Raw genomic sequence first — 14,900 nt, 5'->3', positions numbered from 1 at the left:
TCGAACGTCCATTCCCGCCGTCGCGCCTTAACCGAACTCCTTGTCCGCGAAGCCATTGGCGCGGATACGCCGTGGTGCATAACCAGAAAGACGGGCCTCGAGAGCGCGGAGCTGCCCGGCTTAGAGCCACTCCGCACACAACGAAAAGAATGTTATCCACCACGCCCGTTCGGGGTGTTATGCACCAATTGGTGTCTAATTATAGTTAGCCATACTTTATGACAGCTCGCAGATTTTCATTTAGCAATAAAAAGCTTCGTGGCATACCACGTCGCTTACGCGCACTCGCGCGCTGGACAAAGTCGTTTTCAGGATATTTTCCAAGCCAGCTAACACCAGAGGAAAAGTACTGGAACTATAAAATCCCTGTGTATCGAAATCTTGTTGAAGGCAAACAAACCACCAAGAGCATACAAGTATTTTGTGCACAGCAACTTATAGATGCCGCACACCACATATACAAAGCCAAACCCCAAGACGCTGAGCATTCTAGAGTCACATGCGTTATTTCACTTCCCTGCATGTTCTCAAGTGAGCTATGTATTTATACAAGTGAAGAATATTTCAAAGAGCATACGACCGAAAAAACTGGACGCTTCGGGAGAATTGAGAGAATCCAAGGAAAAAGTCTTGCTCAAGAATTTGGGCTAGTACTACCGGAGGGTTTTAATGAGCTTGGAGTTTTGCGTACTGACGAAGATGATGATGGAAAATCCATATATTTCTGAGCAGTGGTATTTTGGCGAAGTCCATCAGTACGGCTAACAAGTGGTTCAAATCGTTCGCTTCGCTCTCTGGGACGGGCTAAAGCCCGCCCCTTAACAAAACGTTAGAGAATTATGCATACAACTATTCTCAGCCACCAAGCTCTCTTTCGTGCTGGAAGTGAATCCAACGGATGTACGGTTGCAGAGAGAACCTCATCAGATTTTTTAATCAATGGTGAGTCTCTACTTCATGCCATAGTTAAAGCAGATGGAGGGCATGATGACTTTATGGGCTGTTTTGTAAAAGGCTTTAATGCTCAAAACGAAACCACTGCCAGAAAGTTAAAATTGCTTACTGAGCCTAAAAATCCTGTACTGCTTTATATATGTCCCGAGTGTGGTGACATCGGCTGTGGCGCTTACTCCGCTCAAATAGTTAAAACCAATTCCGGTTATATTTGGGAAAATTTCGCATACGAAAACGGTTATGAAGAACCACGCATCATTGAAAACATCGGGCCTTTTTTATTCGAACCTCGTGCTTATGAAGCTGCAATTGATCGCGCAGCTGTTCTCTAACAACTGGTTCAAATCGTTCGCTCCGCTCACTGGGACGGGCTAAAGCCCGCCCCTTAACCAAACGTTATATGCTGATCTAGATATGAAGTACAAAAACATAAAATCAGCAATCCACAATTTCGGGCATAGCTTTGTAAGCTCAATGAACTATGTCGATCATGATTTCGTTGCCGACGAAATTGGGAAGATTCACAAGAAAGGCTATGACATTGAAATAAACTGGCTTACAAGGGAGTTCAGGCCCGCTCAGCTTGAGTCAGAGAGAATAAAAAAATCAATTGGTTATTGGGGTGACAACCTAAAGAAACATTGTGCATCCCATAGCGTAAATCTGGAAAATCTATGCTCTTTATCGTTTGCCTGGCCAGTAGGTCAAAGTAAATATATGCTTGCCATTGACGACAAAGGCACAGAACACAAAATTTACATCAATGAAGCGCAGTGATACGCATATAACAATTGGTTCAAGCCGTTCGCTGCGCTCACTGGGACGGGCTAAAGCCCGCCCCTTAACCAAACGTTATGAGCCAACAGCATGGACACGCATAGATATCTAGAAATACTTGTTAACAACAGGCTCGGCGGCGATAAAAGCCGAGTTGTCGAGCTTTTTGATGATGATGAGGTTTATCGAGACCTTATAGTTCTAGATGTGACTGGTGGCTGGCTAAACTACAAGAATAATCTCAATGATGGCTGGCATCTTATAGAGCACTTCGGGTTCTATGACGTTTACTATCAAGAGCGGGGAGCTATCCTAGAGCGCAGCAGGTTTGAAAAACTCAAAGAAGCAGCAGCGTTTTTCTACACGGAATCGGGGTATGTTGGCTCATAACAAGTCGCTCAAATCGCTCACTTCGTTCGCTGGGACGGCGTGCCGCCGCCCTTTAGCTTAATCGTTATGAGGCTAGATGCTTGTGAGCAGGCGTAGAGAACTAAAGGGAATTGCCGCCGGGATATCCTCAAGCTTCTCGTCAAGATACAACGACATTGATGGCTACTGGGGACTAGGAGTTATTTATCTCTGCGCAGCAGAGGCAGGTCTAAGTAAATTTCAACTAGACCTAATCAGTGGCGAATCACTTCCATACTTCAAACACTCAAAAAAAGTAGCCGCTCCTTATCTTGAGTATTTGAAGGTACAGGCAGAGAAAAAAGGGTTTCACGCTTGGCAGATCTGTAAGGCAGTCATAGAAATTGAATTCAACACCATCCCATCCAAGCTAAACTTAATTTTCAAGCGAACGTGGGGCGAGGCTTTTCTATGCACTGTTAGCATCACAGACGACTTAGGTAAATCCTGGAGCTATCAATCTGAAGGGTGGTGTGGGAAACATGACCCCGCAAAAGAGCACCGGAGCACTCGCAGGTACGCCTCATAACAAGTGGTTCAAATCGTTCGCTTCGCTCTCTGGGACGGGCTAAAGCCCGCCCCTTAACCAAACGTTATACACTCATTCCATGATTGAATTTGACCTTCCCGCACGTACATATCATGAAAACGGAGCTCAAATCGCAACCGCATTTAGAGAGGTTTGCGACTGGCTAAAATCACTTGGAGTTTTTTCAGCCTCCAATCGCTTCTCTACATACTTAAAGATTTTCGATAATTTCGAATCTGAGGCCCCTTACGCCCTGCAATCCGATGAGAACTTCAGAAACTACGTTGTAGTTCAGGGCGAAGTCACAGAATTAATACGAATTAGAAAATGGCTAGATAGCCTTGACTCTGAAGACTACTTAAATCAATTAAAAAAAGTAACATCTGGAAAGCCTTTCGCATCTCAAGCAAATGCTGACCCTGCGCGGGACTTTACTTTTGAGCTCTCTATAGCTGCTCGTTTTTTAGCGGCAGGATATCCAGTAGATGTCACCGGAATGGCAGACACCATTGCGCATGTTGGCCCATATAAAATCTACGTTGAATGCAAGAGAATCCAGTCTCCGTCAAAGGTTTTAAAACGTATCAAGGAGGCTCAAAAGCAAATAGGTGTTCGCTTATCAGCCGATGCCTCCTCGAAATCCAGAGGGCTAGTAGCCTGTAAAATATCTGAAGTATTAAATCCTGCGCTTACTACTCCCATTTACTCTAATGCCAGCAGATTCCGCCATGAGAGTGAAAAATCACTGAAAGCTTATATCAGGGAGAATGAGGAAAATTTAAAAAAGCACACAGCAAAAAAACAGTTAGGCATTCTCTTTGAAAACAACATAAACGGTGTGGTTTATGATGAAAGCTCTCTGAATCCAGAGCCAAAAATAATAAACTGCAGAGGCGCAACACTTTATTGTCACAAGCTTGGCAGCGAAGATACAAACCTTGTACATAACATGGCTCCCAAGTTAGCAAGCCAAGGTGTCTTGTGAGCTGTATAACAACTGGTTCAAGTCGTTCGCTTCGCTCACTCGGGACCGGCTAAAGCCGGCCCCTTAACCAAACGTTAGCCAACACCAATAAGGCAGATACATGTCTGTAGATATCCAGCTGCTTTTAGAACAATGCGGAAAAGGGGACAGATTTATTTTCAGGTGGCTAGCTTCATATCACCCTGTCACTTTTCTCAGGCGTAGCCCATCCACAAGGTAAGAACCCATGCAGCTAACAACCCTCCTAGTCCCAACCTACACACAAATGCTCAAAACCCTCTCAGGCTGGTTGAAGAAAGCGCAGGCCCAGCTACCGGAAGCAGAGGCGCAGGCGCTGTTATCCGCACGTCTGGCGCCCGACATGTATCCGCTGTCCACTCAGGTTCGCTTTGCTTGTGTGCAGGCGCGGGAGGCCGTGTGCCGTCTGAGAGGAGAGCCGCTGCCAGCTGCCATTAACGAGCTGTTGAATGAGGGCCGACAGGCTGTCAAACACCCCGGATCGCTCGCAGAGGCTTATGCCCGTATCGATGAGACGGTCGCGTTACTCGGCGGCCTCGCAGCCGATGCGCTGGATGCGAAGGCAGACAAGCCAATCGCCCACGAACTTCCAAACGGGATGATTTTCGACCTGAGCGCGGAGCAGTACGCCCGTGATTGGACGCTGGCACAGTTCTATTTCCACGTCATGACCGCCTATTCGATATTGCGTAATCAGGGAATCAATCTCGGCAAGGCCGATTACGTGGCGCATATGCTGCCCTATCTGCGGCCGGAATCGGTTCCAAAGGGTTAGCGGCGGAGCTTCCGACTTTTACCGCCGGGGATGTATTTAGTGGCTCAGCCGTTCGGCACAAGTTCGTAGGGCGTATTGCTGAAGAAGATGTTGCGCCAGTCCGGGCGCCATTGAGGAATGCTCAGGGTAAAGCCATGGGTGCGCTTGTCGAAGGCGATCCAGGTGACGCCCAGGCTTTGGCTGTCTTCGCTCGCCCGCATGTCTACTGACTGCGTAGCAAAGAGCGGGCTGCGATATACCTTCGACCCATCCGCACGGTCGACGATGCGCAGATATGACAGGCCACCGCCAGGGGCTAGCAGGCCCTGTACTGGTACGCTTTCGATCAAATGGCCACCGTGCGGGCTGACTAGCGAAACCGACGGCGGCGCGCTCAGCGCATCGCTCAGGCTCCAGCCACAGAGCAGACGAACGCGGCGAGAAGGCCGCAGATGGAGAGAATGGCATTGTTCATGTCAGCGTTTCGGCAGGCTGATGGCGCAGGAAGGTGACGGAACTATTTACCCTAAACGGGCAACAGGACAATCTCTTTCCCCGTAGATTGTCGGCCGCTGCTATCACAGCTTCGCGGCCTGCTCGCTCTGCTCACGAGGTCGCCTTGAATGAATCAATCCTTTTCCGTACTCACGCAGCGCTTCGCGATCGCGCAGTTGGAGCCGAGCGCCGACGTGCCGAGCGCTGTTTTGGCTTCGCCAGGTTTCATGTCCATCACACGCACAGATGATGAACTGTCGATCGTCTGCGCGGAGGATGCCGCAACCGGTTTGAACCGAGTGGATAACGGGTGGCGCGCGATCAAGGTGCACGGGCCGTTCGCCTTTGATCAGACGGGCGTGCTGGCCTCCTTTCTTGACCCGCTCGCGGCGGCTTCCATTGGCATCTTCGCGGTGAGCACGTTTGATACCGATTACATACTGGTCAAGTCGGACAATCTCGAACCTGCAGTAAAGGCCTTGAAGGAAGCGGGGCACCAACATCTCGAAGGGTAGGAGATGGGGCTGATTGCCTTCTTTGCGCCCCTGTCCGTCCTGAATCACCGGTGCATTTGGAACCGCCTGGCGCCACTGCCGTATCATGCGCACCCCCATTGTCGTTCACCCGCCCATGACCCCCCTAGAACTCATCGCCTCCGCCCTTGGCGTACTCGCCGTCTGGCTTACCGTGCGGCAGAACCCGTTGTGCTGGCCAATCGGGTTGGTGATGGTGGCGCTCTATGCCTGGTTTTTCTTTGAGGTGCGGTTGTATGCGCAGGTGCTGCTCAACGGCGTCTTTGCCGCGATGCAGCTGTATGGCTGGTGGCAGTGGACGCGGGGCAGCGGCGGGGAAGGCGGGCGGCCGGTGGTGGGCGCGACGGTGATGGAGATCGGCATCGGGCTCCTGGTGGCGGCGCTGGGGAGCGTCGGGCTTGGTCTGCTGATGACGCACACCGAAGCGGCTTACCCCTGGCCGGATGCGACGCTGACGGCCTTCAGCCTGCTGGCGCAACTGTGGATGGCGCTCAAGCGGTGGCAGTGTTGGGTGTTGTGGATCGTCGTGGATGTGCTGTACGTGGCCTTCTTCATCTTTCAGGAGTACTGGCTCACCGCCGGGTTGTACGGGTTGTTCACCGGGCTGGCGGTGATGGGCCTGCGGGAATGGCGGCAGGCGAGGGTGGTGCAATAGCTTTGTAGCGCGCCAGCCGTGCGATGGCTGCATTCGGCGGTTACACCGGCCTTACGGGGGCAGAGATGGACGATGCGCGAAACGCTGCCTGGCCGCTGGCGTCCAACGCTTGCCAAGGCGCATCGTCTTGCAGGCGGGCGCAACCCGCGCCGCAGTCGGTGGGTTGCTCTGATGCAGTCCGGCTCGCTGCAATCTCGATAATGCGCGCTTTCAGGGAATGAATCGCCGCAGGGCTTATGCCTTGGCCCTGAGCTGAACGAATGCATCGCACCGCGCTGAAATCGCGCTGCCGTCATGTTGGATGATGCCGTCACCTACTTACTCCACGTCGGTCGCCTGATTCCGACCGCCACCCTTCGCCAAGAGCAGACCACACCCCATGTTGTTCCGCCGTTTCGAAAATCTCATCGACGTCTTCAAACCCAGCCCGGACGTCGCGCCGCCGGCCGGGATGCTGCGCTTTTATGCCCACTACCTGAAGCAGGTATGGCCGCTGATGACGGCCTTGCTGGTGGTCGGCTTCGTCGTTGCGGTGATCGAGGTGGCGCTGTTCAGCTTTCTCGGCCAGTTGATCGACATGGCGCAAACGACCGATGACGCCCAGACCTTCTTCGCCGAACACCGCGGCGAGCTGCTGTGGATGGCGCTGGTGGCGCTGGTCGTCCGGCCGCTGGTGTCCGGCCTGCACAACCTGCTCACCCATCAGGCGATCAACCCGGGGCTGACCAACCTGATCCGTTGGCAGAACCACCGCTACCTGCTCAAGCAGAGCCTGAACTTCTTCCAGAACGACTTTGCCGGGCGCATCGCCCAGCGCGTGATGCAGACGGGCCCGTCTCTGCGCGATTCGGCCATGCAGGTGATCGATGCGCTCTGGCATGTGGTGGTCTATGCCGGCAGCGCGCTGTATCTGTTCGCCGCCGCCGACCTGCGGCTCATCGTTCCGTTGCTGCTGTGGATCGTCGGCTATACGGCCGCGCTCTGGTACTTCGTGCCGCGTATCCGCGCGCGTTCGGCGGCGGCGTCCGCGGCGCGTTCGAAGGTGATGGGGCGGGTGGTGGACGGCTACAGCAACGTCGCCACGCTCAAGCTGTTCGCCCATTCGCGGGAGGAGGAGAGCTACGCCCGCGAGGCGATGCAGGAGCTGCTCGGCAAATTCCGCCTGCAGTCGCGCACCATCACCAGCCTGGATTTTCTGGTCACCTGCCTGAATGGCCTGTTGATCGTCGGCACTGGCGCGCTGGCGCTGTGGCTGTGGAGCGAGGCGCTGATCACGACCGGCGCCATCGCCCTGGCGCTGGGCCTGGTGATCCGCATCAACAACATGGCCGAGTGGATCATGTGGGTGGTCAACGGCATCTTCGAAAACGTCGGCACCGTGCAGGACGGCATGAAGAGCATCGTCCAGCCGCGCCAGGTGCTCGACCGCGAAGACGCCAGGCCGCTGGAGGTGGAGCAGGGCGGCGTGCGCTTCGAGGATGTGCATTTCCACTACGGCAAGCAGGGCGGGGTGATCAGCGGGCTCTCGCTCGACATTCGTCCCGGCGAGAAGATCGGCCTGGTTGGGCCGTCGGGCGCCGGCAAGTCCACCCTGGTCAATCTGATGCTGCGCCTCTACGACCTGGAGAGCGGGCGCATCCTCATCGACGGCCAGGACATCGCCACGGTCAGCCAGGAAAGTCTGCGCGCGAACGTCGGTGTGGTCACTCAGGACACCTCGCTGCTGCACCGCTCGATCCGCGACAACCTGCGCTACGGCAAGCCGGACGCGACCGACGACCAGCTCTGGGCCGCGGCGCGCAAGGCCCGCGCCGATGCCTTTATCGCCACGCTGGACGACAGCCAGGGTGGCCTGGGCTTCGAGGCGATGGTCGGCGAGCGCGGCGTGAAGCTCTCCGGCGGGCAACGGCAACGCATCGCCATCGCCCGGGTGCTGCTCAAGGACGCGCCGATCTTGGTGCTCGACGAAGCCACCTCGGCGCTGGATTCGGAGGTCGAGGCGGCGATTCAGGAGAGCCTGGATACCCTGATGGAAGGCAAGACGGTGATCGCCATTGCGCACCGGCTGTCGACCATCGCGCGCATGGATCGGCTGGTGGTGATCGACAAGGGCCAGGTGATCGAGACCGGCACCCACGCCGAGCTGATCGCCCGCGGCGGGCTCTATGCGCGGCTGTGGCAGCACCAGACCGGCGGCTTCGTCGGGGTCGAATGAGGGGAGACGCCGAATGAGCAGAGGCAGGCGAGTGATGGACGACCTCATGGCTGCGCGGCATCCCGGCCGAGGGGCCGCCGGACGGCAACAGGGCAGGGCGCGCCGGTGAAGGTGCTGGTGCTCACTGGCGCGGAATCCACCGGCAAGAGCTGGCTCGCCGCGCGCCTGCAGCAACGCTTCGGTGGGCTGGCGGTGGGCGAGTACGTTCGTCATTTCATCGACAACGAACAGCGCGACACCTGCCTGGCCGACATCCCGGCCATCGCCCGCGGGCAACTCGCCTGGGAAGACCACGCGCGCCGCCAGCGGCCTGGCCTGCTGATCCTCGATACGCACCTGCTGAGCAACATGGTCTGGAGCCGGACGCTCTTCGGCGAGTGCCCTGCGTGGCTGGAGGCGGCGCTGCTGGCACGTCAGTACGACCAGCATCTTCTGCTGTCGCCCGAAGGCGCCGAGTGGCACGCCGACGGCCAGCGCTGCCAACCGGAGGCCGCCGAGCGCTGGCGTTTTCACCAGGCTTGCCGCCAGTGGCTCGAGCGCCACCGCCAGCCCTTCGTCGAAATTGGCGGTGACTGGGCCAGCCGGGAGGCGCAGGCGATCGCGCAGGTGAGCGCGTTGCTGGGTAACGAACGCGGCGGCGGAGCGTCTGAACAAGGGTTGGTTTGATCAACAAAGGAGCCGAGCGTGGACGGTCGAGGGTTTGTCTGGGCGCACTTCAAGCTCAACGCCGAGCAGCGTTTGCGCGGCTTCAACTTCTTCGTCGTGCTGGCGATCTTCGCCGATGGCGGCGTGCTCGCCGCGCTGGAACGGGGCTTCTCGCCGGGGGTGCTGATGCTGTTGGGCGCCTTTACCGTGCTGCTGGCGATGGTCTTCTGGCTGGTCGATGCGCGCAGTCGCCAGCTGCTGCAGATCACCATCACCGCCCTGAAGGAAATCGAGGCCGAATATCCTGCGAGCTACCGCCTGTTCGCCATCGATGCACTGGGGCAGAGCAGGGTGATCAGCTACACCTTCGCCATCCGCGCCCTGCTGATCGCGCAGATGGGCTTTGGCCTGGGTGTGCTGGGTTATGGCGTCTACCACTGGTGAGGGGACGGCGCCTGTCACCCGTCTGCCGTTCCGCTCGAATCTGCCGCCGCGTTCTCACCGCTTCGATCCCGCTGGATCGCTTGCTGGAGCCGGTACGGGCTCGCTGAAGAGTGCCGCGGCCGCCCACCCTCTATCGGCTGACAGGACGTCTGCCCAGCCGCCGCTGCCAAGGATGCATTTCATGAAAAAGCTTGCACTCGCCGTTGCCGTACCCCTGGCGCTCATCGGCGCTGCCACCTTCTATACCAGCACTCAGGTCGAGCCGATCGCCCGCAATGCCGTCGACGAGGCCAATGTGAAGCTGCGCGAGCTGAGTGTCGGCGCCGGTGCCGATGTCAGCATCACGATGCTCAGCTTCGACGGCGGACTGCTGGCCAGTGACGCCCGCTATCAGGTCGATATCGCCGTGCCGGACGAAGACGGCGGCACCCGGCAATACGCCCTGCTGGTCCAGGACCGTATAGAGCACGGCCCGTTTCCGCTGTCCCGCGTGACCCGCGGTCGGCTGATGCCGGTAGCTGCCCAGAGCCACTTCCAGCTCGAGCGCTCGCCTCTCACCGAAAAACTGTTCGATGCCGCCTCGGGGCAGTCGCCGCTGGCCGGCGAGGTTGCGATCAGCTATGACGGGAGCCAGCACGGTGAACTGCGCTCGGTCGCGCTCAACCTCGAGGATACGGACGGCTCGGTTCGCGTCTCGCCCGCCACGATCGCGTTCGAGGCCACGAAGAACGCCACGGCCGTGCGCCTGGACGGTGAACTGCCGGACATCGACCTGAACCTGCTGGGGGCCGAAGGCAAGCCGGTGCGGATGAGCGTGCGCGGTGTCGGCATAACTGCCGACAAGAAACAGGACGACAACGGTTTCGCGCTCGGCCCGTCCGGCCTCGCGGTCAAGCGCATGGAGATCCAGGTGGGCGATGAGCCCGCCATGGTCATCCAGAATGCTACCGTCGACGAGCGGCTCAGCCAGGGCAGCCAAGGCATCGACCAGACCGTGGCCTATCGCGTCGGGCAGCTCGATGCGCAAGGGCAGACCTTCAGCAATCTCGCGCTGGCCTTCAGCCTGCGCCATCTCGAACAAACCAGCCTCAAGGCACTGCTCGACAGTTACCAGGCGGTGCTGGCCAGCGACGCCGACCCCGAGGCCGCGCTCGCCAACATGACGCGTGAGCAACTGGGCGACCTGCAGGCCAAGGGCATGCAGTTGCTCGCGCAGAAACCCACGCTCGCGCTCGATGAGTTTGGCTTCGAGACCGCCCACGGTGCCGCGCGAGTGTCCGTTGTGATCGACCTGAACAGCCCGAGCACGGACGCGTTCACCCCCGACGCCATGATCGCGAGCATGCTCGGCTCGCTGAAAGCCGAAGCCGGCGTGGACACAGGGCTGGTTCGCGACCTGACGGGCCTGATGGCACAGCGCGAGCTGGATGGGGCCGACACCGACCCGGTTGCGTTGCAGCAGCAGGCCGATGCCTCCGCCGAGCTGTTCAGCGCAATGGCGGTCGATACCGGCTGGTTCCAGTTGCAGGGCGACCGTCTGGCCAGCTCACTGCACTACGCGGACGACAAGGTGACCTTGAACGGCCGCGCCATGAGCGTGCAGGAGTTCATCGGCTTTGCCTTCGGTTCGGTCCAGGGGGCCGGGTTGCTCGGTCGGTGAGCAGCTGGTGCTTGAGAAAGGCGACCTTCGGGTCGCTTTTTTTTTATCGATCGAAAACTGAAGCCGCCACTGTTGTTGCGGCTCAGTCTGCGATGCCGTCTTGCAATGTCTCCAGCAGAAGGGCACGCCGCCTCTCCAGTTCTTCGATCTGGCGCTCGATATGAGCGAGTCGCTCTCGCTGAACCGCCGATGTTTCAGGACAGGCTTTGGCGCCCTCGATCAGTCGCATACAGTCCGGAAAGCCTTTGATATCTGCCAGGGTGAATCCGGCGGCGATCATCCGCTGGATCTGCCGCACCTGAACGACTGCTGTGGCTTGGAAATAGCGATAGCCATTGTCGGCGCGGCTGGACGTCAATAGACGGTGATCGTCATAGTGCCGAATCGAACGGACGCTGGCGCCGGTCTGGCGGGCCAACTGGCCGATGGAAAGCAGTGAAGATGTCGGCGTCTTGTTCATTCGTGTCCTCTACTAGCGAAGCTTGACTCTGACATTAATGTGAGGGATCAGAGTGACAGCTCCCAATCTGGAGCTGAACACCATGTCCTTTGCTTCCCTGCATCGCGCCGCCTGTGTCGTGGTCGCTACCGCTGCGCTGGCGATGTTCTCGGCGACCGCTTCGTCAATGACACACGAGTCGACTGCCACTGCGCCGGACGGCGTTACCCTTTCCATTCACGAAACCGGTAATCCCAGCGGCCCGCCGATCATATTCATTCACGGTTTGCTCGGCAGCCACCTGAATTGGGATGCGCAGGTGCAGAGCGAGCTGGCGCAACGTTACCGTCTGATCAGCTACGACCTCAGGGGCCACGGCCAATCAGCCAAGCCGGTTGATGCCGACGCTTACCGGGATGGCCGTCGTTGGGCTGATGATCTCAACGCCGTGATTGACGCAACGAGGGCGGAGCGCCCGGTACTGGTCGGTTGGTCCCTGGGCGCAACGGTGATCTCGAATTACCTGGCAACCTATGGCGATGCGCAAATAGCGGGGGCGGTCTACGTCGATGGGGTGATCGAACTGGCATCCGAACAGATCGTGCCGCACCCCGAGGTTTACAAGGGAATGGCTTCCTCCGACCTGCGCACGCACCTTGATGCCGAGCGGAAATTCCTGGCGCTTTGCTTTGAGGTTCAGCCTGCCCAGGAACTGTTCGAAAGGTCGCTGGCCGCCGCTGCGATCGCCTCCTGGGACATGCAACAGGTCGTGCAGTCCATGACGGTTGACGTAGTGGGCGGGCTTGGGCGGGCCAGCGTGCCGGTGTTGATGCTGTACGGTGCAAAGGACGATCTGATAAAGGCGGATGTTGCCATCGCACGCGCTCAGATGATCAATCCTAGCGTGCGGACGATGGTGTACGAGCATTCGGGGCACGCGCCGTTTGTTGAGGAACCTGCTCGGTTCAATCGCGATATCGCAGCGTTCGTTGATCATGCGACGGCGCGCTAATCACCCATCGAGCTGGCTTGCCCTCAGCCAAGATGCGGCTGAGTGGCTTCGCTGGGTGGGGTGACGACGCCCACGCCCCGGATTTTCTTGCAGCGCCAGAATCCGGGGTGCCCGTCGTGAGGGCTGTTGATCACAGATGCGCGTGTAGCGCTGACCGACCCGCTGCTGCTCGAGCAGTGTCTTCGCCGGTCAGGTCCATCGCGACCAGGTCGCTGGCCGAGGGCTGGATGGCGAACAGCTCGCCCCAGGTGACTGCTGTGGACGACCCGCGCCGACGCGCGAGGCTTTTGCTATGGTTGCCGACAGCTCGCCGTGGTGCGGATGATCCGTCGCCGTGGCCCGGCCTCAACGCTTACCGGGAATCCTTTCTTTGCTCAGCAACGCCGTCCGCCGCCCGGCTCGCCTCATCCCCCTCGCCTTTCTCGCCGCGACCCTTTTGGGCACGCTGCTGCTGTCGCTGCCCGTGTCGACGGCGGGACCGGACGGCGCGCCCCTGCTGACGGCCCTGTTCACCGCTGTTTCGGCGGTCTGCGTGACGGGTTTGATCGTTCAGGACACGGCGACCTACTGGTCGTTCTTCGGACAGTGCGTGATCCTGCTGCTGTTCCAGATCGGTGGCTTCGGCATCATGAGCGGCGCGACCCTGCTCGGCCTGATGGTCAAGCGGCGTCTGCAGTTGAGCAGCCGCCTGGTCGCGCAACAGGAGACGCGCTCGCTGGGGCTCGGGGATGTCACCGGCGTGTTGCGGCTGATTCTCCTGGTTACCCTGGGCGTCGAGCTGACGGTCATGGCGATCCTCACCGCGCAGCTGCACGTCCGTTACGGCCAGCCGCTACCGGAAGCCTTCTGGAACGGGCTGTTCCACGCCGTCTCGGCGTTCAATAACGCGGGCTTTTCGACCTATTCGGACAGCCTGATGAGCTTCGTCAGCGACCCGGTCGTGCTGGTGCCGATCATGCTGGCGGTGATCATCGGCGGCCTGGGTTTCCCCGTGCTCTACGAGTTCCGTCGCGACCAGCGCGGCAGGCCCTGGACCATCCATACGCGCATCACGCTCTGGGGCTCGGCGGTGCTGCTCGTTGGCGGCATGGCGGCGATCCTGTTCTACGAGTGGGGCAACCCGGACACGCTCGCCGGCATGAGCCTGGGCGACAAACTGCTATCGGCGCTGTTCACCTCGGCGGTGGCGCGCACGGCGGGCTTCAACAGCCTGGACGTCGGCCAGTTCGAAGCGCAGACGCTGGCGGTGCACTATTTCCTGATGTTCGTCGGCGGCGGCAGCGCGGGCACTGCTGGCGGGATCAAGGTGACGACCTTCTTCCTGCTGTTCTTCTTCATCTGGGCCGAGATACGTGGCAACGCCGATACCGTGGCCTTCCGCCGACGCATCTCCTATCAGACGCAGCGACAGGCACTGACGGTGCTGTTCCTCGGCTCGCTCACCGTGGCCATAGGCACCATGCTGCTGCTCAGCGTGACGAAGCTTGAACTGGGCGTGGTGCTCTTCGAGGCCATATCCGCCTTTGCCACGGTGGGTCTGTCGACCGGCATCACCGCCGACCTGCCACCGTCCGGCCAGCTGGTGATCATCGCGCTGATGTTCATCGGCCGGGTCGGCACCATCACCCTGGCGACGGCCCTGGCGCTGCGCAGCGTGACCAAACACTATCGCTACCCGGAGGAGCGCCCCATTGTTGGCTAATCTGTTCGGCAAGACATTCGAGAACGACAGCGTTGCGGTCATCGGCCTGGGGCGGTTCGGCTCGGCCGTCGCCGAGTCGCTAACCTCCATGGGCCACGAAGTGCTGGGCATCGACAGCAACAGCGCGAGCGTGCAGCAGTGGGTCGACGTGCTGACGCACGTGGCCCAGGCCGACTCCACCGATATCCGTGCGCTGCGTCAGCTGGGCGTCGACCAGTTCCGCCATGTGGTGGTCAGCATCGGCACCGACCTGGAGGCCAGCGTGCTCACGGTGCTCGCGCTGCAGGAACTGGGCGTGCCGGACATCTGGGCCAAGGCGCTGAGCAAGCGCCACGGGCTGATCCTCGAGCGCACCGGCGCGCACCATGTCGTCTATCCCGAGACGTCCATGGGCGAGCGCGTGGCGCACCTGGTGACCGGCAAGATGTTCGAATTCATCGAGTTCGATGACGGCTTCGCCATTGCCTCGACCCATGCGCCCGCGGTCATCCACGACAAGACCCTGGCGGAAGCGGGCGTGCGCGAGCGCTACGGCGTGACCATCGTCGGCGTGAAGCGGCACCGGACCGATTTCATCTACGCCAAGCCGGACACCCTGATCCACCCGGGCGACCTGCTCATCGTCGCGGGCGAGACCCGGCGGGTCGAGAAGTTCGCGGCGGTCATGGCCTGACC

The 14,900-nt window shown here is 59.1% G+C and carries 17 protein-coding genes; 15 read left to right on the top strand and 2 right to left on the bottom strand.

The window, feature by feature from the left end; all coding sequences use genetic code 11:
- Positions 1 to 218 precede the first annotated feature (218 nt).
- The 6 genes from MST27_RS02825 to MST27_RS02800 all read left to right on the top strand — a co-directional run bounded on the left by MST27_RS02825 (position 219) and on the right by MST27_RS02800 (position 4,446).
- The gene (locus MST27_RS02825) at positions 219 to 728 is read left to right on the top strand and encodes a DUF3916 domain-containing protein (RefSeq protein ID WP_243604481.1); all 510 of its coding nucleotides are present in this window, start codon (positions 219 to 221) and stop codon (positions 726 to 728) included.
- A gap of 111 nt (positions 729 to 839) precedes the next feature.
- The gene (locus MST27_RS02820) at positions 840 to 1,286 is read left to right on the top strand and encodes a hypothetical protein (protein ID WP_243604480.1); all 447 of its coding nucleotides are present in this window, start codon (positions 840 to 842) and stop codon (positions 1,284 to 1,286) included.
- An 82-nt stretch (positions 1,287 to 1,368) separates the two neighbouring features.
- Positions 1,369 to 1,731: a hypothetical protein gene (locus MST27_RS02815; RefSeq protein WP_243604479.1), complete on the top strand. Its 363-nt coding sequence runs from the start codon at positions 1,369 to 1,371 to the stop codon at positions 1,729 to 1,731.
- 90 nt (positions 1,732 to 1,821) lie between these two features.
- Complete coding sequence (locus MST27_RS02810; protein WP_243604478.1) at positions 1,822 to 2,121, top strand: hypothetical protein; 300 nt, start codon at positions 1,822 to 1,824, stop codon at positions 2,119 to 2,121.
- A 626-nt stretch (positions 2,122 to 2,747) separates the two neighbouring features.
- Positions 2,748 to 3,653 carry a hypothetical protein gene (locus tag MST27_RS02805; protein ID WP_243604477.1) on the top strand — a complete coding sequence of 302 codons (906 nt, stop codon included), beginning with the start codon at positions 2,748 to 2,750 and terminating at the stop codon, positions 3,651 to 3,653.
- 226 nt (positions 3,654 to 3,879) lie between these two features.
- Positions 3,880 to 4,446, top strand: coding sequence for a DUF1993 domain-containing protein (locus MST27_RS02800; protein WP_243604476.1), 567 nt, complete (start codon positions 3,880 to 3,882; stop codon positions 4,444 to 4,446).
- 44 nt (positions 4,447 to 4,490) lie between these two features.
- Here the strand turns inward: MST27_RS02800 and MST27_RS02795 are convergent, their stop codons facing one another.
- Positions 4,491 to 4,646 carry a hypothetical protein gene (locus tag MST27_RS02795; RefSeq protein WP_243604475.1) on the bottom strand — a complete coding sequence of 52 codons (156 nt, stop codon included), beginning with the start codon at positions 4,644 to 4,646 and terminating at the stop codon, positions 4,491 to 4,493.
- A 402-nt stretch (positions 4,647 to 5,048) separates the two neighbouring features.
- Here MST27_RS02795 and MST27_RS02790 point away from each other — a divergent pair, with 402 nt between their 5' ends.
- From MST27_RS02790 to MST27_RS02765, 6 genes are all read left to right on the top strand, one after another.
- Positions 5,049 to 5,435 (top strand): ACT domain-containing protein, encoded by a 387-nt coding sequence (locus MST27_RS02790; protein ID WP_243604474.1) that lies wholly within the window; start codon positions 5,049 to 5,051, stop codon positions 5,433 to 5,435.
- A 115-nt stretch (positions 5,436 to 5,550) separates the two neighbouring features.
- The gene (gene pnuC, locus MST27_RS02785) at positions 5,551 to 6,108 is read left to right on the top strand and encodes a nicotinamide riboside transporter PnuC (protein ID WP_243604473.1); all 558 of its coding nucleotides are present in this window, start codon (positions 5,551 to 5,553) and stop codon (positions 6,106 to 6,108) included.
- A 379-nt stretch (positions 6,109 to 6,487) separates the two neighbouring features.
- On the top strand, positions 6,488 to 8,323 hold the full coding sequence (locus MST27_RS02780; RefSeq protein ID WP_243604472.1) for an ABC transporter ATP-binding protein: 1,836 nt from the start codon (positions 6,488 to 6,490) through the stop codon (positions 8,321 to 8,323).
- A gap of 105 nt (positions 8,324 to 8,428) precedes the next feature.
- Positions 8,429 to 8,989 (top strand): AAA family ATPase, encoded by a 561-nt coding sequence (locus MST27_RS02775; RefSeq protein WP_243604471.1) that lies wholly within the window; start codon positions 8,429 to 8,431, stop codon positions 8,987 to 8,989.
- Positions 8,990 to 9,007: 18 nt separating this feature from the next.
- Complete coding sequence (locus tag MST27_RS02770; RefSeq protein WP_243604470.1) at positions 9,008 to 9,412, top strand: hypothetical protein; 405 nt, start codon at positions 9,008 to 9,010, stop codon at positions 9,410 to 9,412.
- A 181-nt stretch (positions 9,413 to 9,593) separates the two neighbouring features.
- A complete protein-coding gene (locus MST27_RS02765; protein ID WP_243604469.1) occupies positions 9,594 to 11,072 on the top strand; it encodes a YdgA family protein in 1,479 nt (492 codons plus the stop codon).
- Positions 11,073 to 11,154: 82 nt separating this feature from the next.
- Here MST27_RS02765 and MST27_RS02760 read toward each other — a convergent pair whose 3' ends face one another.
- The gene (locus MST27_RS02760) at positions 11,155 to 11,532 is read right to left on the bottom strand and encodes a MerR family transcriptional regulator (protein ID WP_243604468.1); all 378 of its coding nucleotides are present in this window, start codon (positions 11,530 to 11,532) and stop codon (positions 11,155 to 11,157) included.
- 82 nt (positions 11,533 to 11,614) lie between these two features.
- On the opposite strand from MST27_RS02760, the gene MST27_RS02755 reads away from it, so the two are divergent.
- From MST27_RS02755 to MST27_RS02745, 3 genes are all read left to right on the top strand, one after another.
- Positions 11,615 to 12,523: an alpha/beta fold hydrolase gene (locus MST27_RS02755; RefSeq protein ID WP_420864209.1), complete on the top strand. Its 909-nt coding sequence runs from the start codon at positions 11,615 to 11,617 to the stop codon at positions 12,521 to 12,523.
- A 370-nt stretch (positions 12,524 to 12,893) separates the two neighbouring features.
- Positions 12,894 to 14,225 carry a TrkH family potassium uptake protein gene (locus MST27_RS02750; RefSeq protein ID WP_243604467.1) on the top strand — a complete coding sequence of 444 codons (1,332 nt, stop codon included), beginning with the start codon at positions 12,894 to 12,896 and terminating at the stop codon, positions 14,223 to 14,225.
- Positions 14,215 to 14,898, top strand: a complete 684-nt coding sequence (locus MST27_RS02745) for a potassium channel family protein (protein WP_243604466.1) — start codon at positions 14,215 to 14,217, stop codon at positions 14,896 to 14,898. The genes MST27_RS02750 and MST27_RS02745 overlap by 11 nt, the downstream gene beginning before the upstream one ends.
- Positions 14,899 to 14,900 lie beyond the last annotated feature (2 nt).

The organism is Stutzerimonas marianensis, assembly GCF_022810315.1.
Lineage (GTDB): Bacteria > Pseudomonadota > Gammaproteobacteria > Pseudomonadales > Pseudomonadaceae > Stutzerimonas > Stutzerimonas marianensis.
Note: the sequence above shows the minus strand (reverse complement) of the source record. Positions and strands in the feature narration are given on the sequence as shown.